This is a genomic window from Novipirellula caenicola (genome assembly GCF_039545035.1).
GTDB classification, from domain to species: Bacteria; Planctomycetota; Planctomycetia; order Pirellulales; family Pirellulaceae; genus Novipirellula; species Novipirellula caenicola.
In genome coordinates this window covers 295,810-318,480 of record NZ_BAABRO010000008.1, presented here as the reverse complement: position 1 = coordinate 318,480, position 22,671 = coordinate 295,810, and the positions used below count along the sequence as shown (strand labels likewise).

Genomic DNA, 22,671 nt, shown 5'->3' with positions numbered 1-22,671 from the left:
CGTGGGGTGTGGAATAGGCTTCCAGGATGCCGAGGCAGAACAGTCTTTTCGTAGCGAAACTCGCCAAGAGTTTCGGCGTGGCATGAGGGAACGAAAGTCTTCGCGACTTTCGCTACGTGGGGTGTGGAATAGGCTTCCAGGATGCCGAGGCAGAACAGTCTTTTCGTAGCGAAACTCGCCAAGAGTTTCGGCGTGGCATGAGGGAACGAAAGTCTTCGCGACTTTCGCTACGTGGGGTGTGGGATAGGCTTCCAGGATGCCGAGGCAGAACGGTCTGTTCGTAGCGAAACTCGCCAAGAGTTTCGGGGGGCATGAGGGAACGAAAGTCTTCGCGACTTTCGCTACGTAGGGTGTGGAATAGGCTTCCAGGATGCCGACGCAGGACGGTCTTTTCGTAGCGAAACTCGCCAAGAGTTTCGGCGGGGACTTGAGGGAACGAAAGTCTTCGCGACTTTCGCTACGTGAGGAGGGTGCGATGATTGGCTGGAAGCCAATTCCACATTGATTCAATCGCGATATCCGGCGGCGACGAAAGAGTCTTGCTGCGATACGTGCGTCAGCCGAGCGTCACCCAACCGATTGTGTCCGCGATCCATGTCGGGCGAATCGATCAATTTGCGATAGACTTCGGCGGTTCCCCAAGCCATCGACAAATCGGAAAACGACTGCGTTTGACGCTGATGAGCCGCTTCGGCCATGCTGGTCCAATCGTATTCGCCCGTCACCAGCGAACGAATTTTTTTCGCGAGACTGACGGCATCTCGTGGCTCGGCGAGCAGGCCTTCGACACCATCGGTGACCGCTTCGGGAGTGCCTTCGACGCGGGTGGCAATCACGGGGACCGCAGCGGCCATCGCTTCGAGCACGACCATCGGCAACCCTTCGCCAAACAGACTCGGTAACACCAACGCATCGACCCGGGCTAACTCTCCGGGCACATCGTCTGTAAACCCAACACGCTCGACGTAACGTCGCAATTTCAATCGATCGATTTGCTCATTGATCTCGGTTTCATACTCGGCGGTTTCAAATGGACCGATACAACGAAGCACCACATCGAGTCCTTCGCCACGAAGGATGCTTAAAGCATCAAGCACCACTTCGAGTCCTTTTCGGGGCCGCATCAGTGCGACCATGCCGAACACCCAGCGACCGCCGACGACGGGATGATGAATCCGCTCGGGCCGAATGCTGGGAACGCCATTATGGACCACGGTGACCTTGTCTTCGCTAGCTCCTTTGGCAATGCAGTCGAGCCGTAGACTTTCTGAAACGGTGATCAAATGCGAACAGCTCAGCAGCGACGCTCGTTCCATCCATGAGTTGATGCGATTGCTCCATTGGTGGACCGAATCACGCGCCGCGGGACTGTGCACATGATACACCCACGGGACTCCGGTCAAGCGAGAGGCTGCCGATGCGACCATCGCGGTTCGCGGAGTGTGAGCGTGCAGCAGTTCGTAACCATAGGCCTGAACCAAGTCACGGATACGAAAGACGGCGCGTAGATCAAAGCGGCTTTTCATCGGGGCCAAGTGACAACGTCCCCACTGCAGATTCTGTTCGGCCATGACTTGGGGAAATTTGCCTGGTTTGACGCAGACAAAGTCAGCGGCGATGCCAAAGTTCGGCAAACAGCGGCCCAGATGTGATTGAACTCGTTCGGCCCCCGAAAAATACTCGCCGTTGATCACGTGCAACACGCTGGCTTCGATCGAGCACGGTGGCGACGCCGCCGGTTCACTTGGCAGGACAACGGGCACCTGAACGGGGATCGACGTCAAATCGGTTTGGTTGTGCAACATAACGTGGGCTGAGAGAGTTTGGCTAAGACCGTGGGGCCGAGGACCGTGGGGGCGAAGATTGCCGGATCGGTCAGAAAATCCCGCAGAGTGAATCTCGACGGATACTGAAACTTGGGACGGTCTCGCGTCTCAGGCGGGCAGGATCCGGATGAACGTCTCGGCCTTGTTCACGCATTGATCCGGTTGTGACGGCTGCAGCGATTGTGGCGGCGACCGGGACGATCAGGCCGCATCCGCCGCGGTAGCGTTTTTTTCTGCCGTGACATCGGATTGGGCAAACGAGGTTGTTGGATTAAATTGGGGGCTCATTCATCCGAACCTCTTGCCCCAAGGGCACACCGTTGAAAGCGAATCTCGTACTACTGCCAGGTGATGGCATTGGCCCTGAAATCGTCTCCGAAGCCCAGCGAGTCCTCGAAAAGGTCGCAGAACTATTCGGTCACGAATTCTCGTTCTCGTCTCAATTGATCGGCGGCATTTCGATCGACAAAACGGGCGACCCTCTTCCTCAAGAAACGATCGACGCGTGCAAAGCCAGCGACGCGATCCTGTTGGGCGCCGTGGGCGGCCCGAAATGGGACGATCCGTCGGCGAAAACGCGTCCGGAAGCAGGACTGCTGAAAATCCGCAAGGAACTCGGACTGTTCGCCAATCTGCGTCCGATCCGATTGTTCGACCAATTGGTTGATTCGTCGCCGCTGAAACGCGACATCATCGAAGGCACCGACATCCTGTTCTTTCGCGAATTGACCGGTGGAATTTACTTTGGTGAATCCGGTCGCTCGGGCAGCGGGCAAGACGAAACCGCGTTCCAGTCGATGGCGTACAGCGTTCGCGAAGTCGAGCGGATCGTTCGCATGGCAGCCAAAGCGGCTCAGCAACGTGACAATCGCTTGACCAGTGTCGACAAGGCCAACGTGCTCGAACCGAGCCGTCTGTGGCGTCAAACGGCCGCTCGTGTAATGGCCGAAGAATTTCCTGACGTCCAGTACGATGTCGTGCTCGTCGACGCGATGGCGATGCACCTGATCAACCGTCCGCGTGACTTTGACGTCGTGGTCACCGGCAACCTGTTTGGCGACATCTTGACTGACGAAGCTTCGATGTTGCCCGGGTCGCTGGGGATGCTGCCGAGTGCGTCACTCGGTTCGGACGGCCCCGGTTTGTACGAACCGATTCACGGTTCGGCGCCGGATATCGCCGGTCAAGAACTTGCCAATCCACTGGCAACAATCCTGGCGGCCGCCATGCTGCTGCGTCATTCGTTGTCGTTGTTGGACGAAGCCACCGCAATCGAAAACGCGGTCGCCGCCGTGCTTGCCGACGGGCTTCGCACCAAAGACATCGCTCGCGGCGGAAAGCACATCGGCACCAAAGAAATGGGCGCCGCGGTGGTCGAGCGATTGCAGAAGTAGCTTTTAGGTAGGAGAAATGTGGGATAGGCTTCCAGCCTGTCGTTTTCGATACGGCAAGCTTGGAAGGCTAAACCACGGCGGCAAAGGACAGGCAGGATGCCTGTCGGGGCGATTGATGACAGGCTGGAAGCCTATCCCACTGTGATTACTCGCGGGCGGTGGGGGTGATTTTCATCGGCACCGTCTTTTCACCTCGCTGGACGACGATCTCGACTTCTTCGCCGATCTTCAATGCCTCGATCGCGTAGGTGTAGTCGTAAATATCTTCGATCTTGCGTCCGGCTAAGCGAATGATCACATCACCACCGCTGACACCCGCCTTGGCGGCTGGACCGTCACCGGCAACGCCGCTCAGTTTCAATCCCTTGACCTCGCCCGCAGCATAATCGGGGATCGTGCCAAGGTACGCGGTCAACACTGCTCGCGGAGCCTCATCACGCTTCTCGCCTTCGTCGAGTTCAAACTTTGGCGGCTTCTCAGCGGTCAGAAAACCGCGAGCCAATAGGGCAAACAAACGAGCGGTCAGTGCGGCACCGTCGTAATTCAACTTGTCCGCAGTATCACGCGGGGTGTGATAGTCCTCGTGAGCCCCGGTAAACGCTGCCAGGATCGGCACGTCGCGTGCCACAAACGCCGACGCGTCGGTGGGCAAACGGGTGCTGGTTTTATCGAGCTGCAATTCCAAGCCCACCGGAACATTTCGCCGCTGGACTTCGCCTTCGAAACCAGGCGACGAGCCGATTCCTTGAACGATCAACTTCTCTCGCAACCGCCCCACCATATCGAGGTTCAAATAGGCGGCGATCGCTTGAGTCAACGGTTCGGCGTCCGCTGCGACTCCGTGGGCGTGTGCCGCATGAGCGTGAGCAGCGTCACCGCCATGAGCGTGCGATGCGGGTTGCGGCTTGGGAGCCTGCGGATAGAGATTGAAGAATTCGTTGACGTAGTGCTGCGAACCAAACAATCCCAACTCTTCACCGCTCCAAGCTGCGATCAACAAATCACGTTTGGGCTTTAGCCGACCTGCGGCTTTTTCGGCCGCGAGATACTGGGCGATTTCAAGCATCGCCCCGATACCGCTGGCGTTATCATCGGCGCCAAAGTGAATCAGTTCTTGTTCATCATCACGAGCCAAACTGTTGCTGCCACCGCCGCGACCGAGGTGATCGATGTGAGCTCCGACCATCACGGCGGGATAGGTTTGATGATTGGGATTGACCGGCAGACGCGCGATCACGTTTCGCCCCACTCCAGTTTTCCGCTCAATCTCGATCGTGGCTGAAACTGAAACATTGTCGAGCGGGAATCCCATTTGTGGGGAACCATCATCAAGCGAGGCCTGTGTTTTGGCTAGGTCCTTATTCGCTTGCTTGAACATCTGCTTGGCGATCTCATTGCTGATCGTCACCACCGCAATACTGACTCCGGCCTGCGACGCGTTGCTATCGAACAGGATCAATTCGCGCGTCACTTTGCTGGTCGGACCCGCAACGAACACGATCCCTTTGGCGCCGTGGTCGCGAGCGACTGTGGCTTTCCGTCGTGGCGAGCTGTAGCGAGCCATCTCTTGCCGCCGCTCAGGCGTGATCTCTTGCGGCATATCCCGCAGCACCATCACCCATTTGCCTGCGACGTCCAAATGCACATAGCTATCGTACTCTTCGACTTCGTCGCCACCGGGAACTTGCATGCCATAGCCAGCAAAGACGACTTCGGCGGCATTGGTTTTGCCATCGTCGGAAAACGAAAGTGGCCGCCAATCTTCGTTCAAATCGAGCGACTTGTCGCCCAAGGCCATCGCGTTTTCGGACGTCAAACTTGAACCGGCAGGAAATTCAAACTCCTGAAAGAACGAGTTCTTTTCGCCAGCGGGTTCAAATCCCAAACTTTCCAAATAGGCCGCGACATACGCGGTCGCACGGCGTTCGCCATCACTGCCGGTCAAACGGCCAGCCAATTCGGGACGCGTCAGGAAATCAACATGCCGCATCACGTCAGTCGGTGAAAACTCAGGCGACGTGTTCTCGGCCGATGCGACCGCTGCCTGCAAATCATCACTGGAACCCGAGTCGAGTCCGAGTAGTTCACGCGCACGAGCGTCATTCCAATCGCCCATGAATATCTGAGACTGTTTTTCTTTGGTGCGAGTCGAGGTCCACGACAAACGTTCGCCGTCAGGCAAAAACACCGGCAACCCATCAAAGCCATCGGTGTAGGTCACACGAACAGGATCGCCTTGGCCATCGGCCCGAACCAAGTACAGTTCAAAGTTGGCAAAGCCATGTTTGTTGGTGGTGAAGATCAAATAGTCACCGCTGGGGTGATAAAACGGCGCCCAGCTCATCGCACCAAAATTGGTCAACCGGCGAACATCGCTGCCGTCGGTTTTCATCGTAAAGACTTCGGCAGTCGCCCCATCCTCCGAGAAATGGCGGAAACAGATTCGTTCTCCGTCAGGAGAAAAGAATGGGCCGCCATCGTAACCAGGCTCGGTTGTCAAACGTCGAACGTTCGTACCGTCGGCATTCATGATGTACAGATCGATCATGAAGGCCGGATCGATTTTGAACTTCTCTTGTTCCACCGCGGTCAATTCACGCGAGTAAGCTTCGCGATTCGAGGCAAAGACAATTTGAGTGCCGTCGGGGCTGTAACTCGCTTCGGCGTCATAGCCTTTGGCATCGGTCAATTGTTTGTATTGGCCTTCGGCATTTCGCTCGACCAATTCATAGTTTTCGTCGTAATCCCAAGCGTAGCGGCGTTGCTTCCCGCTGGCCCGCAGCTCCAGTTCGTCCTCTTGCTTCTGCTCGGCCGCCGGGTCGGCTTGCGTGCTGGCAAACAGAACGCGGTCGCCATCGGGATGGATCCACGCACAGGTGGTTTTCCCGATGCCGGGGGACACCTTTTCGATATCGCCGGTTTCCAGATCGGTCACGTAAATTTGATAGAACGGGTTCGCCGGATCGCGTTCGCTTTGAAAAACCATGCGGGTGCCATCGGCGCTGAAATAGCCTTCGCCCGCGCGGCGGCCTTCGAACGTGATTTGGCGAACGTGATCGACCAAATCGAGTTCTTGTTGGCCGGTCTCAGGCGTTTGCAATTTGGGCGTGGCGGCCTCAGCGTCGCCCTCCTCCGGATTCACTTCGACGCCCGCCGGAGCGACCTTGGCGTCAGCCGGGTTTGAGTCGGCCGGTTTTGTGGCGGATGGTGGCTCTGCAGAGACTCTGGCATCCGAGACAAGCCAACTAGCCAGCAGCGTGGCAACCAAAACGAACGAGTACAGCAGCCTCGACATTTTCAATCCATTCGAGTTAAGGGAAACGCATACAAAGCGAGAACGATTCTAAGCGATTTTGGGAAGTCTAAGTGTCTTTCAGCCCGTGAGCACCACGCAGGCAGATCAGGTCTTCGCTCCAGCGAGCGAACAGGGACCGCCGCTCGTCTTCGCAATCAAACACTCGGACGACGTTTATTTTGTGTCGAATGTCGTCTTTGACCAACCCGTAGAGATCGTGATAGACGGGATCCGGGTCCGCCACCTCGCTGTCGGCTTCGGGAGGGACAAGCCGCGCGGTCACGTCGAAACGAAACACCTGCAGCCACCCAGGACGCTGGACCGCGACGATACGAACGTTTCGAAACTTGGCGGTCCGGCCGTAGTAACCGTTCTCCGAAAGGTGCTTGCGGATCGCCTCTTCCATATCGTGATCGCCGCACCAATTCTCCCAACGCTGGCGGAGATGTTTTAGCCAAGTCAGCATACTGCGTCCTCTCCCTGTCCCCGCCGGCAGCCCGTTTTTTCTCGGGCCACCCGTTTATTTCTCGGGCCACCCGTTTATTTCTGGGCCACCCGTTTTTCGCTGGGCGGCCCGGTCTTTCTGGCGGCTCGGTTGTTCTGGGCGGCCCGGTTTCTTCTGGGCAGGCCCGCGCCCAACGCCATCGATCGTTAGAAGACTTTACTCGATCGGCAAGTCAAAGTCGCCGGTCAGGTCGCGCCACACGCAGTGGATGTGATTGGCGGGATTCCCAGACGCATCAGCTTGTGTATTGACAAACTCGATCAAAAAATCCTTGCCACGAATGCGGTAGTAATGTCCGATACCCGGCTTCTGAGCGCCGGCCCAGGCAAAATAGACGTTCGACCAACCATTGGATTCGATCGCTTCGCGACGCGTGCGGGCCGTTTGCTCAGGAACCGCATCCACGTAGACACCGACGAGTTTTTTCAGCAATTCAGCCTGTTTTGCGTTGAGTTGATCAAACGGAATGCCTTCGGGTTCGCCCACTTTGGGTTGAGCCTCACCCGCGAACCGGATTTCCGCCAGAGCTTCGTCAGCAATCACGGCGGTCTTGGTTTGAGTGTCGTTGAGACTGTTGACCAACTCGAACGCCAAATCCTCTTCTTCGCGAAGCACGCGGGTGCCTTTGCCCAGCGGTCCTTCGACATCGGTCATGATCTTGGCGGGATTGGAGGCAAAGAATTGAGGCGAGCTATCGACCAACTCGCCGCCTCGGCAGCTGAAGTTTAGCGACAAATGATGGCCTTCGAAGCTGAGTCCCCAGGGCTCGGAATCGCTCGGGGTGCCAAAGATGGTTACGTAATACTTCTGTGGATCGCGACGTGCTTCGCTGCCGGGACCTTCAAGTTGGCGGAGCACGCCTTCGAGCAACATGATCTTGCTCGCCTTGCCATAGCCCGCTTCGCTGAGGGCCGAACGTAGCAAGCGGAGCGCTGCGGTACGCTGAGCCGTATTCATCTCTTTCAGCACCAATCCTTTGCGAGTCGGCATGGGGATGAAGTGCCACTGGACACGCTCGGCCGCGTCATAATCGACGGTCGCTTTCGCCGCTTGTTTCTCGTCAAGCGTTTTCAGAAAAGCGTCGGCAAAGGTTTTCATTTGCGACCCGGGCGGGTCGCTCACCTTCATTCCGGCAAAAATCGCCAGGGGAGCGCAAATCGCCAGAAGCATCGCCGCGGAGGTCGCAAAACGGAACGAACGCATGAAACGTCTCTTTCACAGGGGAGGTGGGATTCGGGTGGGACGCCCACAGTGTAGTAGAGATCGCCTCGGACCGCAAAACGGGCGTCGAGACCCCCACGGCCGGCTACTTTGGAAGCGCCCGCGGCCGTCTCATTTTGGAAGCGCCCGCGGCGAGGGGCCCGTCCGGTTGCAGCGAGTCAAACGGTCGATTTTGACCGGGCGGCTCGCGCCGCTCCGAAATCCACCCGGCTAAGCAGGTGGCAGGTGTCTTTCGGTATATTAGCCGTTTTGACCGACGCAATGAACCATTGCTGAGTCGTGCGTTACCAAGTGATCACAACCCGGCGCGTTAACGAGGGACCGAGAAAATAACGAGATTCCCTCGCTGACGCTTCGGGTTGTGATAAATACGCACACTTCAAACTTACGCATTCGGGTTATGCAAAATGCTTCGTAGCGTTGGCCAAAGCGGCTAATGGGATTTCACCCGATTGTTCCTGTCCAGCTTGGTACTAAAGTAGATGCTTGGCCCCACGCCCTGGGGCTACGAGTTAAGAGGCGGCGAGTTACTAGTCAGCAAGTTGCTAGTCGACGAGGGCTGAATCCGCAAACGCTTGATCGACCACATGCGGCTGTAGCGGGCCATAGGGCAACCCCCGAGGGGTCGCCATCGAATCGATCGACCTTGCGGCGGGGGACTTTGCTGCGGCTGCGTTTGCGGTAAATCCGCTTGCCAATTCTGGACGACCCCATTCCGCTTCGGGACGAACAAACTCAGCCTGACCGACCAGCGAAACGGGGGCCAACGAGACCGATGCATTCGCCTGTGGTGCAACCAACACGGTGTCGGCCCCACCCGGCCATGGACAGGGGTCCTCGGTGATGACCGGCGGGTTACTCCAAGATTCGCCCGACGATTCACTCGATCGGTTTTCGATCCGTGTGACGTGTTTCACACTATCGCTGGGCTGCGTCACGATCTTGCCGTCACTCGTGTCCGCGCCCACCTTGGGGGTCTGGGCTAACGAAATCTGGCCTTCATTGAGCCGGACTTGCTGCAGATCGATATCAATTGTTTTTTCCGAGATCCGATCTGGTTTGACGGCAAAGCCGATATCGATCAGCCCTCCTGCGTCTTCTGCAACGGGTTGGGTTGAGTAGACGTACGCGACGATTGTCCCGGAGTGTTCGTCAACGTTTGCAATCACCGTGCCCCGGCCATTCCATAGCGAACCAGCTTGGATTCGCGTGGTATCGGTGGTGACTTCGTTGGGATCGAATTGAATCCGCACCTCGGCGGCTCGGACCCCTTGAGCCCCCGAGACTTCGATGGGGGTGGAAACTTCGGCCGGAGCCGAGTCATCGTAAGAAGATTCCGCGATGGCGGTCGGCAGTGAAACGCTTGCTAACAAGCGTCTCGATTCGAGTTGCTGAACACCCAATTTGCATGCTTTTGTCGCCATCCGTTGCCCACTGATTTGAATTGCGAATCAACCGCTCACCGCAGCTTTCTATGCATGGGTTGGTAACGAATTCACAACTCAATTCGCAATGGCACTTACCGCATGATTCTAGTTTCACGCCGTGGCGATAACGCGAATTACCAAAGCGTGTTGGTAGCAAAAACCTGGTCCACCGATTCATAGTCATCGTCCACCGCATCGTCTTTGCGATCTTCGAGACTACTCAGTGGCAACATCATGTCACCCGAGGACGCATCCTCGATGACCGATGCCAACACGCCGTCCGATTCGGCTTCGGCCGATCGCGACACGCTGGCCGCGGTGTCGATTGTGGGGGTGGTGGACACCGCCATTGTTTCCGCAGCGGTGGACGCCGACGCGATCGCGGCCGCGGCGACCGAGGACGCAGCCACCGGCGCGACGCTTCCGGCCGTGGCATCGTCGTTGATCTGCTTGATGACATCGGTCCATGCAGTCGATCCGGCGGGCAGCGTCGAAGTGGTCAATAATCGATTGTAGATGAATTGAGGCAGCAGCCCGGTTTCACGAAAATTTTGGTCGGCCGTGGTTTGTCCCGATACCAGCGTTACCGACAACTCGTTGACTCCGCCTTCGGAGTACGCGATCGGCTGGATCTCGTTTAGGGTATAGGCCCCAAACGCCAAATCGGTGAACTCGTATTTACCGGTGGCATCCGTCGTCGCCTGGACAGTCGCGCCGGTAGACACGTTGGTCAGCGTGATCACCACCCCTGGAATGCCTTCGACCCCATCAGGCACGTTGTTGTTATTGGTGTCGGCGTAGACGAACCCCGCTATCCGCTGGTCACCTGCCGCCACTGCGGTGACGGTCAACACCCCATCGGTGGAATCCGAACCGACAACCGGAGCGGGATCGACCGCGATTTCGCCTTCATTCAAGACGACTTCGGTAAGGTCAAACACCGCCGTATTGCCAGCAACCGCATCCTCGGCGATGGTGAATGACAATTGCACCAAACTACCGCTGATCGCTGAGAGTCCTGTCGAAGTCGACACAAAGATCACGACCGTTCCAGCAGCGTCATCGACATTCGCGGTGACCTGCGTGTCTTGAGCTCCGCTGAAAACCGATCCCGCCGTGATTGCGTCGGAGGTCAAATCGAGCAAATCGGTGTCATAGCTCAGCCGTATTTCGACTCCACGGATGCCCGCGGCAGTGTCCACATTGACGGGGACGGCGACCTGCGCGGCCGCGGCTCCGGTCAAATCATCAGGGATGTCCACTGCGGCAAGCAGACGACGTAGTTCGAGACTTTCAAGCCCCAGCCGACGTGATTTTTTTCGTTTCATGTTCGTTAGACTCGCAAAGCCAAAAGAGGTTTCCCAATTCTGGTTCCCAAGTGTCATATTTCCAGCGCCGAATAAATTACTTGCATCGACTTTTGCTGATAAACACACGTTCTCAATGGCATTTAACGTTACAACCCAACCAACAAATAAATAATTCCATTTCCCGGAACTTACTCACGCTAGTGACTCTCTAAGCCCGGGTTCTACAATGGCCGGACACCGGACATCTTCCATCATCGTTACCCCTTAACAAAACAAGCAAAAGCGACAGTACTTCCATGCTGCTCGTTCCCCCCAATGAAGGATGTTCGAAACGTTTCGATATCTTAGGTGGCCTCGACATCAATCATGTGTCGCATGTCGCTATAGATGCCCCAGCAAGCGTCTGGGCAGTTCAAGTTGTCGTATCGTTATTGCCCCCCTCCCCAAAGATCGAAGTGATGCCCCCATTTCCGGCGGGCACGCTGAGTCGAAATAGGTAAACAAGTTATGCGCAAGTTCTTTAAATCAGTACGTCCTCTGCAGAAAAAACGTCGCAGTGCAGCCAAAGCAAGGCAGCTGAGCTTGCAATCGTTGGAAAATCGCCGCGTCTTGGCCGCGACGATCACCTCCTTTACCCCCACTGCCAGCGGTTTCACGGCGGAACTCAGCGAAGAAGTCAGCACGTTGAACTTGAGCTTGTATGACACCCAGGGGCAAGCGGCCGGCGCTGCCGACGTCACCTTGACCGGAGCGACCAGCGGTAATGTTCGCGGATCGCTGTTTGTCAAAGACACCACCGTGACGTTTATTGCCAGCGGCGGCGCCCTGGCTCCGGACACTTACTCGGTAACCCTACGAAGTGCGGCGGACGCGTTCACGGATCTTGCCGATGGTGAACTACTCGATGGTGACAATGATGGCACCGCCGGCGGCGATTACACCAATACATTTACGGTCGCCAACAGTAATTCGTTGACTGTCGGATTGCCTGATATTGTGCGTGGGCCAACGCAAAGCATCCAAGTCCCCGCCGGAGGAAGCGGCGTCGAACTGCCCGCCGGATTGCCAATCCAACTGAGCAATGCCGAAGGGGTCACTTCGGTGACAATGACGATCGAGTATGATCCGGCGCTGTTGGATATCAGCGATGTCCAACTCGGAGCCGACGCGCCGACAGGAAGCCAAGTCGAATCGAATTTGACCGTTCCGGGGATCGCCACCATCTCGTTCTTCTCGGTGGCACCGCTGACGGCGGCCCAAACGAGCTTGGTCGATATCATCGCAACCGTCCCGGAAGACGCTCCGTACGGTGAAACGCAAGCGATTCGCATCACTTCGTTGGATGTCAACGCCGGAGCACTGACGGCGACGGCGGATGACGCCGTCCAAGTCGTTGCCTTTGCTGGCGACGTTAATCGCAATCAACGCTATGACGCCGAAGACGCTCGCTTGATCGCCCGCGTCGGCGTGGGGCTCGATTCAGGTTTCGTTTTCTCGGAACCGACCAGCACCTCGGCAACCAATGTACTGTTTCCGACCATCGACCCCGTGTTACTTGGCGATGTCACCGGAGTGGACGGATTGAGCCCGCTTGATGCCAGCGATCTGCTGAGACGTGTGGTGGGATTGCCAACGCCTAACATCCCTGACCTGCCCGACAACCAAGCTCCGATCGATTTGTCGCTATCGGTCAGCACGGTGGCCGAAGCACAACCAATCGGCACCACCGTGGGGACGTTGACCACCAACGATCCCGACATCAGCCAATCCCACACCTACGCCTTGGTCAGCGGCACCGGCAGCACCGACAACGCGTCGTTCACCATCAGCGGCAACCAACTTATCACTGCGGAGGTGTTCGACAAAGATGTCAAAGACAGTTACACCATTCGCGTCAGAACCACTGACCCCGAAGGCCGCACGTTCGAGAAGTCCTTGGTGATCAACATCTCTGAAGCCAACGTGGCTCCGACCGCCGTCGCGATCACCAACAGTTCGGTTGCCGAAAACACCGCAGTGGGTACCGCGGTTGGCACGCTCAGCACGACCGACGCGAATGCCAGCGACGCGCACACCTACAGCATTGTTTCGATCGACTCGGTCACCACCAGCAACCTGTTTACCATTTCAGGTAACACGCTCAGCGTCGGTGCCTCGCTCGACTTTGAAACCGACGCCAGCCACACTGTGGTCGTTCGCACGACCGACCAAGCAGGTTTGTCGTTCGATCAAACGCTGACGATTACCGTCACCAATGTGAACGAAGCTCCCACCGCGATCACACTGAGCGAAACCACGATTGCCGAAGACGCTGCGGTCGGGGCCACCGTCGGCACGCTTTCCAGCAGCGACGTGGATGCCAGCGACACGCATAGCTACACCTTGGTCAGCGGCACGGGCGACACCGACAACGACTCGTTCACGATCAGCGGCAACACAATCGTGACCGCGACCACGCTCGATTTCGATACCCAATCGAGCTACAGCATCCGTGTCCGAAGCACTGACGCGGGCGGTTTGACCGTCGAAGAAACCTTCACGATCACCGTCACTCCTGTCACGACCAACGTCGCGCCGACGGCGATCGAACTGAGTGAAACGTCGATCGACGAAGACGCTGCGGTGGGAACCACCGTCGGCACGCTCTCGAGCACCGACGCGAACGCCGGTGACACGCACACCTACACTTTGGTCAGCGGCACCGGTGACACCGACAACACCTCATTCACGATCAGCGGAAACACGATCGTGACCGCGACCACGCTCGATTTTGATACCCAATCGAGCTACAGCATCCGTGTTCGAAGCACTGATGCGGGCGGTTTGACCGTCGAAGAAACCTTCACGATCACCGTCACTCCTGTCACGACCAACGTCGCGCCGACGGCGATCGAACTGAGTGAAACGTCGATCGACGAAGACGCTGCGGTGGGAACCACCGTCGGCACGCTCTCGAGCACCGACGCGAACGCAGGTGACACGCACACCTACACCTTGGTCAGCGGCACCGGTGACACCGACAACACCTCATTCACGATCAGCGGAAACACGATCGTGACCGCCACCACGCTCGATTTTGATACTCAATCGAGCTACAGCATCCGTGTTCAAAGCACCGATGCGGGCGGATTGACCGTCGAAGAAACCTTTACGATCACCGTCACTCCCGTCACAACCAATGTCGCGCCGACGGCGATCGAACTGAGCGAAACGTCGATCGACGAAGATGCTGCGGTGGGTGCCACTGTTGGAACGCTTTCAAGTATCGACGCGAACGCCGGCGACACGCACACCTACGCCTTGGTCAGCGGCACCGGCGACACCGATAACACCTCGTTCACGATCAGCGGCAACACAATCGTGACCGCCACCACGCTCAATTTTGATACTCAATCGAGCTACAGCATCCGTGTTCAAAGCACTGATTCGGGCGGATTGACCGTCGAAGAAACCTTTACGATCACCGTCACTCCTGTCACGACCAATGTCGCGCCGACGGCGATCGAACTGAGCGAAACGTCGATCGCCGAAGACGCTGCGGTGGGCGCCACCGTTGGCACGCTTTCGAGCACCGACGCGAACGCTGGTGACACGCACACCTACGCCTTGGTCAGCGGTACCGGCGATACCGACAACGACTCGTTCACGATCAGCGGCAACACGATCGTGACCGCGACCACGCTCGATTTTGATACTCAGTCGAGCTACAGCATTCGCGTTCAAAGCACTGATGCAGGCGGATTGACCGTCGAGGAAACCTTCACGATCACCGTCACCGAGGTGATAACCAATGTCGCACCGACGGCAATTGAACTGAGTGAAACGTCGATCGCCGAAGACGCTGCGGTGGGTGCCACTGTTGGCACGCTTTCGAGTATCGATGCGAACGCCGGCGACACGCACACCTACGCCTTGGTCAGCGGTACCGGCGATACCGACAACGACTCGTTCACGATCAGCGGCAACACGATCGTGACCGCGACCACGCTCGATTTCGATACTCAGTCAAGCTACAGCATCCGTGTTCAAAGCACTGATGCAGGCGGATTGACCGTCGAAGAAACCTTCACGATCACCGTCACCGAGGTGATAACCAACGTCGCACCGACGGCGATTGAACTGAGCGAAACGTCGATCGCTGAAGACGCTGCGGTGGGCGCCACCGTCGGAACACTTTCGAGCACCGACGCGGACGCTGGCGACACGCACACCTACGCCTTGGTCAGCGGTACCGGTGACACCGACAACGACTCGTTCACGATCAGCGGCAACACGATCGTGACCGCGACAACGTTCGATTTTGATACTCAATCGAGCTACATCATTCGTGTACAAAGCACCGATTCAGGTGGATTGACCGTCGAAGAAACGTTCACAATCACCGTGACTCCCGTCACGACCAATGTCGCACCGACGGCAATCGAACTGAGCGAAACGTCGATCGCCGAAGACGCTGCGGTGGGTGCCACCGTTGGAACGCTTTCGAGCACCGACGCGAACGCCGGCGACACGCACACCTACGCGTTGGTCAGCGGTACCGGTGACACCGACAACGACTCGTTCACGATTGATGGCGATGCGATTGTGACCGCAACGACGTTCGATTTTGAAACCCAATCCAGTTACAGCATCCGCGTGCAAAGCACCGATGCGGGTGGATTGACCGTCGAAGAATCCTTGACGATCACCGTCACCAACGTCAATGAAGCGCCCACTGCGGTCGCCGTATCACGCACGACGATTGCCGAAGACCAACCTGCGGACACCGAGATTGGACTTTTGAGCAGTGAAGATCCCGACGCGGGCGACACGTTCACCTACTCGATCGTACCGCAAGAGGGTGCGACGTCGGAACCGTTCAAGATCGTGGATGGCAAGCTGATTTCGAACGAAGTCTTTGATGCAGCGATCCAAGACTTGTATGCCGTGCGTGTTCGCAGCGAAGACGCAGGTGGACTCTCCTTCGAACAAGTGCTGGAGATCTCGATCAGCGAAACGAACGTGGCACCGACCTCGGTCGCGATCGACAACACCACGATCCCAGCCAATGCGATCTCAGGAACCTCCGTCGGCCTGCTAACGACGACCGATGCAAACACCGACGATGAGCACGTCTACTTGCTCGTCAGCGGAGAAGGCAGTACGGACAACGCATCGTTTACGATCGAGGGCAACGTGCTGAAGACCAACGTCGACCTCGATTCAAGTTCGCCGACAACGTTTAGCGTTCGCGTGCAGAGCATTGACCGATACGGACTTTCGACCGAGACGATCCTGACACTTTCACTCGAAAGCACGACATAACGGCATCGACTCGGCAACTCAGGCTCTCTGGCGACTCAGGCTAGAACGAGAAGTTCACGCCGGTCGTCAGCCCGTGGGCGATAAAATCATCGGTTTCAAAGCTGAACCGGGGATTTCCGCTGCCTGAGGAGGGCTCTGGAGGAAATTGTGAAACGCTGCGGTCAATCGCATCAGCGACTCGCGTGGCGTTGGACCAATACAGCAGACTGTAGCCAATCGAGAGTTCGACAAACTCATCGATTCGTTTGGACAAGGTGATTCCCACTTCGGGGATCACCGTAAACTGCGAATCTTCGTATTGGCCAATGTTGGTTTGTTGAGCCAGTAAACCGCCGGTGAACGACGCCGAACCGGAACCGGGCACGGTGTTGGTGGTCCCACCATCAATCGTGACATCGGCGGTGTTGACGCCTAATCCGACTTTCAAAAGCGTGGCCAATGTCCATGTCCCCGATCGGCGGCGGTAGTGAAAGCCAACCTCGGCGCCGTTGAATTGGTTTTCAACGTCAAATTCATCAAACAATACGACCGATGTTCCGGAAACAATTTGGCCTTGCGCCGTGGTGTAGGTGGACGATTGGTCAATGCGAAGCATCTCGTCGAGCCGCGCATGGCGGTAACCGATCAATAAATCCAGATTGTCGCAAGCCGACGAGACAAGGCGTAGCCGCCGCAACACGTCAAAGGCGTACAGCTCGTTTTCAACCTGGACGCGAACCGACCCGCGAAGGAAGTCGGGATGGGCAATCAACATCGCATCTTCCGCCCCGGTTTGCGTGTTGAAAACGGGACGGGCAAGCAGGGTGCCGTTGTTGCTGAAGCTCTCGCTATCACTGAACACACCAAGCGCCGACAACTCGATGGCATCACAGTGATTCGTATCGAGCCGTCCTACGCTGATCCGCACTCCGGAACGCAATGCATCTAAAATCTCATTGCCGCCAAACAAAACCGTGGTTCCCGATTGGCCGAGCACGCCGGTGTTTTCCGGTGTGGTGCCCGCGGGGCTGGTGGTGACCAAGGGGGGCAAACGGATTGCATCGAGCGACCACGCCAAGTATTCGGCGCGTCCCCAGAATCGGTTTCGGTGGCTTGTCATTGCCATGGAATCGCAGGCGTCACCGGCGTCGCAAAACCCGCAGTCACAACCGCCGACCGGCTGCATGCCAAATGTCGTGTCCGGCGACAACGGGTCTCCCACAAAGGAATCATAAAAATCGTACGAAACCGGAGCCACATCCGTAGCGACCGAGTCTTCGGAACCGGCCGCGGATTCGCTGCTGGCCAATTGTACCGCCTTGGAATCCGCCGACGATTTTCCGGAAACGGGACGCCAGGTCATTTTGCGAGCCGACTTCGGCGCGGAGTCGGTGGACTTGGTTTCAGGTGAATCTGCCGCGCAGACCACGCTGGCCTCGACAAAAACGATCGCCACGGCAAGCATGACGATGCTCAGTCGGCTATTTTTTTTTCGGATAGACAACATTGACTTCGGGGCGCAGGGGGAGCACTAGTCTTGACTTCTAACCCTATGTCGCTGATCCGTGAAAGCGGTGTCAATGGCGAATATCCCTACGCTCGCGGTCTGCGACGGCTCCGTTGCGGAACCTCTAAAAAAATGCCATCGAATCTGCCGACATTGTTAGTTGCCCGGGGGGTAGACGGCTCGTATATTATCAGCGAGTTTCAGGCCGGGATGTGCAGATGAATGTGCCGTAGAGGTCGCGAAACGTTGCTCCGATGTCGATGATGACGCCGGTGGCAACTAGAGTCGGTCACAGCTCGAATTCCTTGTGATCCGCCGAAGTTTTTTGCTTTCCCGCATTCGCCCACCGCTGCGAATCACCGCAAAAAGCTTCCCCGAAAGGATCTCCAACGATGTTGGTTCTCTCGCGCCGCTCTCAGCAGCAAATTGTTTTTCCCAATCTCGGTGTCACCCTTCGGATCCTTCAAGTCCGCGGACAAATCGTCAAAGTCGGCATCGATGCTCCGCCCGAGATTTCGATTCTTCGTCAAGAGAGGCTCACCGCCTCATCCGATCTGCAAGGCGGCGCGATTGCCGCCCGATCCCCGGGTGATCAAGCCGAGCATCGACGTCGCAATCAGCTGAACGTGGTTCAGTTGTATCTCGATGCGATCCAGTCACGAATCGATCGAGGCGAGTTGTTCGACGTTCAAGGGATGATCGACACCTTGGTCGCGCGGCTGAACAGTGAAAATCGCGAAGAGAATCGCGATCTCGCCACCTCACGCCAAAGCGACCTTCGCGCAGCCGCGGTCACCGAAAACGACAAACCTCATCCTCGCGTGAACGAATCGAACCTGACCGATCCGCGGGTGCGATTGCTGGTCGTCGAAGACTCGGACAACGAACGGAGCTTGATGACCTATTTGCTTGCATCCCAAGGCTTCGTCGTGCACGTCGCCCGTGACGGCGGGGAAGCGTGCGAGCGACTTCAATATTGGGGGACGCTGCCGGATGTGATTTTGATGGACATGCAGATGCCGATGTTGGGCGGACTCGAAACGCTGCACCGAATTCGGCAGAACGAGCGTACGCGAGACTTGTTGGTCTATGCGATCACCGGGTCACGTCGCCACATCGAAGACGAACCTGCCGGCCGCGGTTGGGACCGCTGGTTCGCCAAACCCTTGGATATCAAGGAATTGGTGCAGGCGATCCACGAAGACCATGCCCACCACCTCGCTTCGATGGGACTGCCCGCAACGGGAGGCCCACAGTGGTATCAATCTTAAACGACCGCCGCAGTGGCACATGGCCAGGCTTGGTGCGACGCTACGGGACGGCGATCCTCAGCACTGGATTTGTCATTTGGATCCGTTCGCTATTGCAGCCTTGGTTGAACGAGGAGTGTCCGTTCAGTCTGTTCTACCTGAGTGTCTTATTGACGGTTTGGATCGCCGGCACCGGACCGGCGGTCTTCGCAATCGGATTGGGCACCGTCGCCGCAGCTCACTTTTTTATTCCTCCGTCATCGAGCCTGTTGATCGATGACGTGCCCGATCTTGTCCAATTGATCATCTATGTCTTCGTCAACTGCGTTGCAATCGTGCTGTTCAATCGTGCAGAACGTCAACGTGACCTTGCCGAGAACCGTTCGCTAGAAAATGAGCGTCTTAGCGATGATCTGCGAAAAGCGGATTTGCGAAAGGACGAGTTTCTGGCGTTATTGGCACACGAACTTCGCAATCCCTTAGCTCCGATTCGCACCAGTTTGGCATTGCTGGAACGCAACGAAGGCTCACCCGATGTGGTCCGCCGGATGCGAGAAATCATTCACCGGCAAACCATCCATTTGATCCGAATCACCGACGACTTACTCGATGTGTCCCGCTTTTGTCGCGGCAAGGTCGAACTGCAAGTCCAGCGTATCGATCTTCGTTTAGCGATCGCCGATGCGATCGAAATGGTCGAAAATGCATTTGTGTCCAAATCGCAACGCTTTCAATCGTTGATCCCCGACGATCCGATTTGGGTTGATGGCGATCGGGTTCGACTCGCTCAATTGCTCGCCAACCTGCTTGGCAACGCGTCCAAATACACCCCCGAGGCAGGCCGCATCACGTTGAACTTGGAATCGATCGACGATCTTGCGTCGATCATGGTCAGCGACAATGGAATCGGCTTTGCGCCGATGCAAGCGGAGCGCATTTTTGAACCGTTTGTCCAGATCGATGCGAGCCGCACCCGCGAGTACGGTGGACTCGGCGTAGGATTGACCATCGTGAACCGCTTGGTTGCCTTGCACGGGGGTACGTTGTCGGCGACCAGTCGCGGCCCCGGCATGGGCAGCTGTTTTACCGTGACACTGCCTGCGGCGGCATCCGAACCGAGTCACTCCAGTTCGCTGGCGGATGACTTTGCAGCCCCAGCGTGGCGAACGCCTTGCCAATCGAAATCTTTGGCCACGACGGGCGGCAAGTCGCTGCTATTAGTCGAAGACAATCAAGATGCATCGGAGCTGCTGGCGGAACTTTTCCGAGCCGAAGGCTTTCAGGTCAATCAAGCTTACGATGGCGTTGAAGCAATCCAAAAGGCAACTCAATCTCGTCCCGATGTGATCATCATGGATATCGGATTGCCAAGCATGGACGGCTATGAAACCGCGCGTCGTATTCGTCGTTCGCGAACCATCGGCGGCAGCAAAATGATTGCGTTGACCGGTTGGGGTGGCCCAACCGATCGCGATCTAGCCATCCAAGCGGGATTCGATTTGCATCTGATCAAACCGATTGCTTTTCAAACACTGCTGGACCATGCGGAAGCCTTGATCCGCCAAACATCCCAGGCGGACTTGGGCGATAAACCGAACCTGGTTCCGGCATAACTTCACTCGCCACCATGCCGTAAACAGCAGGGGTGACTTGGCAACCTATTTGCGGTTCACGCCGCTTGCGGAGCGACGTCTCGCTAGCCAAACAGCACTTCGTTTTCAGGCTTGACCCCCGCGTCGCTGCGGCGAACGTACAACCGCAATTTTTGCAGTGTCAGCAACGAAACGAATGCGGGGTTGGTCGTCGCGTAACGCTTCCATAATCGCTTGGGCTCGCGAGTGACGCGGAACAACCACTCCAGCCCATTGCGCTGCATCCATGGCGGAGCTTGGGCCAACGCGCCGGCGTGAAACGCGAACGCGGCCCCAACGGCAATCAACGGCATGTTGACGCGGTCACGCATTTCGTAGGCAAACACCTCTTGTCGCGGACAGCCCAGACCGACAAAGCAAATCCCGGCACCGCTGTCACGAATCTCTGCCGCCAACTCATCGCGTTCGGCGACCGACAAATTGCGAAACTTCGAAGCTCGCTTGCCTGCGATTTGCAGCTTAGGGAATTTTGTACAAAGGTTTTTGGCAAAACCGTCCAACATCTCTTGGGTCGCACCAAACAGGAAGATCGACACCCCCGCTTCGGCGGCCGCTTCACAGATTTTCAGCGTCAGCGTGGGGCCGTACACTCGGTCGGGTAATCCACATTGGTGCAGCCCATTGAGCGCCCAACGCACCGGTTGCCCGTCGGGACACACCAAATCGAATTGGTTCAAACGATACTGATGCTCCTTGTCTCCTACCCCCGTCATCACGCCGTGTACCGCCAGCGCCGTGACCGCGAGCGGCCGATGCTGCTGTCCCGCCTCGATCACCTGTTTAACCGCCGCTTCGTAGTCGATCGCACTGACGTTGATCCCTAGAACGTTGTATTTTCCTAAATCAATCATCATTCAATTCCGCTAATCCAATCTCATTCGTCTGACGCCGCTGCGAATTCGAGTGGTCGCTGTCGTGTCACCCTAATTAATGCTGCCAATTTGCCACCTCGCAGCACTGTCCCGTAAGCCCCCATCGGACAAATTATTCTCTTCCCCTGCTGCGGCCCCAGCCCCCGAAACCGCAAGATGGCTAACGGGGCGTGGGGGTCATGCCCGATAGTAGTTGGACGAACCCGTTTTGAAGTTGGCAACGCGAAATTTTCATAGAATGGGACCAACGTATCCCGCAGAACCTGCATTCGCGCGGCACACGGCGTCTTCCTCGCTTTTTACGGAACCATTACGTGACACTCGCTCGTACGCTCGAACCGGAAACGATGGACGCCTTTGACGAAGCGGTGGCCTATTTGGAGATGAACCACGCCGAGGTCAATCGTGTTTTCGCGGACGACCTGTTTGCTGGCGGGCCGACGGGCCCTCGAGTAATCGACCTGGGCTGTGGCCCTGCGACGCTGGCAATCGAGGTTGCTTCCCGCGACGAGGCACTCGAAGTGATCGCGGTCGATCTTTCTACCGAAATGCTGGGACTTGCCAAACAAGAAATCGATTTCGCAGGAATGCTGGACCGAATCATGCTCCATCAAGCCGACGCAAAGACGATGGCGGGTTACGAGGACGCGATCGCTGACACGGTGATCTCGAACAGCCTGATCCATCATCTGGAACAGGCGGCCGAGGCGATCAAAACGTCGATGCGACTGACCAAACCAGGGGGACGCGTGTTCATCCGCGACCTGATGCGTCCCGATTCCGAATCCGCCGTCGAATCGCTTGTTCAATTGCATGCTGGCGAGGAAACCGAGATAGCCCAGCAGCTGCTTCGGCAATCGCTGCATGCTGCATTGACCCTCGAGGAAATCGGCCAGGTCATTGAACAGTGTGGAATGAGTGCCGCGTGCGTCCAGGCCACGAGCGATCGGCACTGGACGATTGACTGGACTCGACCGTAGCTCGTTTGAGTCGGATTTCCGCCGTTGTCGATATTCAAAACATGCCGCCTCTCGGCAAACCCGTTGTTTGCCAGATAGAATTAGCGATCGAATGATTGCGTGGTTGCCCAACGCTGCCGCCAAGCGACATTTTTTATTATCTACCCCAA

The 22,671-nt window shown here is 57.0% G+C and carries 13 protein-coding genes; 5 read left to right on the top strand and 8 right to left on the bottom strand.

The genetic code is table 11. The features are described 5' to 3' along the window. Positions 1-506 precede the first annotated feature (506 nt). Positions 507-1,805 carry a glycosyltransferase family 4 protein gene (locus ABEA92_RS17365; protein WP_345685099.1) on the bottom strand — a complete coding sequence of 433 codons (1,299 nt, stop codon included), beginning with the start codon at positions 1,803-1,805 and terminating at the stop codon, positions 507-509. 341 nt (positions 1,806-2,146) lie between these two features. Between ABEA92_RS17365 and leuB the strand changes: the two genes are divergently transcribed. Then, positions 2,147-3,220 (top strand): 3-isopropylmalate dehydrogenase, encoded by a 1,074-nt coding sequence (gene leuB, locus ABEA92_RS17360; RefSeq protein ID WP_345685098.1) that lies wholly within the window; start codon positions 2,147-2,149, stop codon positions 3,218-3,220. Between the two features lie 145 nt (positions 3,221-3,365). On the opposite strand, the gene ABEA92_RS17355 is transcribed toward leuB, so the two are convergent. From ABEA92_RS17355 to ABEA92_RS17335, 5 genes are all read right to left on the bottom strand, one after another. Continuing rightward, positions 3,366-6,515, bottom strand: coding sequence for a M28 family peptidase (locus ABEA92_RS17355; RefSeq protein ID WP_345685097.1), 3,150 nt, complete (start codon positions 6,513-6,515; stop codon positions 3,366-3,368). 67 nt (positions 6,516-6,582) lie between these two features. Next, positions 6,583-6,981 (bottom strand): hypothetical protein, encoded by a 399-nt coding sequence (locus ABEA92_RS17350; RefSeq protein ID WP_345685096.1) that lies wholly within the window; start codon positions 6,979-6,981, stop codon positions 6,583-6,585. Between the two features lie 195 nt (positions 6,982-7,176). After that, entirely contained in the window at positions 7,177-8,223 is a 1,047-nt protein-coding gene (locus ABEA92_RS17345) for a DUF3500 domain-containing protein (RefSeq protein ID WP_345685095.1), read from the bottom strand. A 563-nt stretch (positions 8,224-8,786) separates the two neighbouring features. Continuing rightward, positions 8,787-9,665, bottom strand: coding sequence for a cohesin domain-containing protein (locus tag ABEA92_RS17340; RefSeq protein WP_345685094.1), 879 nt, complete (start codon positions 9,663-9,665; stop codon positions 8,787-8,789). Between the two features lie 137 nt (positions 9,666-9,802). Then, positions 9,803-10,996, bottom strand: a complete 1,194-nt coding sequence (locus ABEA92_RS17335) for a cohesin domain-containing protein (RefSeq protein ID WP_345685093.1) — start codon at positions 10,994-10,996, stop codon at positions 9,803-9,805. Between the two features lie 489 nt (positions 10,997-11,485). On the opposite strand from ABEA92_RS17335, the gene ABEA92_RS17330 reads away from it, so the two are divergent. Further along, a complete protein-coding gene (locus ABEA92_RS17330) occupies positions 11,486-16,282 on the top strand; it encodes a beta strand repeat-containing protein (protein WP_345685092.1) in 4,797 nt (1,598 codons plus the stop codon). Between the two features lie 40 nt (positions 16,283-16,322). Here ABEA92_RS17330 and ABEA92_RS17325 read toward each other — a convergent pair whose 3' ends face one another. Further along, the gene (locus ABEA92_RS17325) at positions 16,323-17,768 is read right to left on the bottom strand and encodes a BBP7 family outer membrane beta-barrel protein (RefSeq protein ID WP_345685091.1); all 1,446 of its coding nucleotides are present in this window, start codon (positions 17,766-17,768) and stop codon (positions 16,323-16,325) included. 392 nt (positions 17,769-18,160) lie between these two features. On the opposite strand from ABEA92_RS17325, the gene ABEA92_RS17320 reads away from it, so the two are divergent. Together ABEA92_RS17320 and ABEA92_RS17315 are read left to right on the top strand one after the other, a co-directional pair. Further along, positions 18,161-19,039: a response regulator gene (locus ABEA92_RS17320; protein WP_345685090.1), complete on the top strand. Its 879-nt coding sequence runs from the start codon at positions 18,161-18,163 to the stop codon at positions 19,037-19,039. Further along, positions 19,024-20,631 carry an ATP-binding response regulator gene (locus ABEA92_RS17315; protein ID WP_345685089.1) on the top strand — a complete coding sequence of 536 codons (1,608 nt, stop codon included), beginning with the start codon at positions 19,024-19,026 and terminating at the stop codon, positions 20,629-20,631. The genes ABEA92_RS17320 and ABEA92_RS17315 overlap by 16 nt, the downstream gene beginning before the upstream one ends. Positions 20,632-20,714: 83 nt before the next feature. Here ABEA92_RS17315 and ABEA92_RS17310 read toward each other — a convergent pair whose 3' ends face one another. After that, the gene (locus ABEA92_RS17310; protein ID WP_345685088.1) at positions 20,715-21,524 is read right to left on the bottom strand and encodes a WecB/TagA/CpsF family glycosyltransferase; all 810 of its coding nucleotides are present in this window, start codon (positions 21,522-21,524) and stop codon (positions 20,715-20,717) included. Between the two features lie 332 nt (positions 21,525-21,856). Here ABEA92_RS17310 and ABEA92_RS17305 point away from each other — a divergent pair, with 332 nt between their 5' ends. Beyond that, entirely contained in the window at positions 21,857-22,522 is a 666-nt protein-coding gene (locus ABEA92_RS17305; RefSeq protein WP_345685087.1) for a class I SAM-dependent methyltransferase, read from the top strand. The last annotated feature ends 149 nt before the right edge of the window (positions 22,523-22,671 follow it).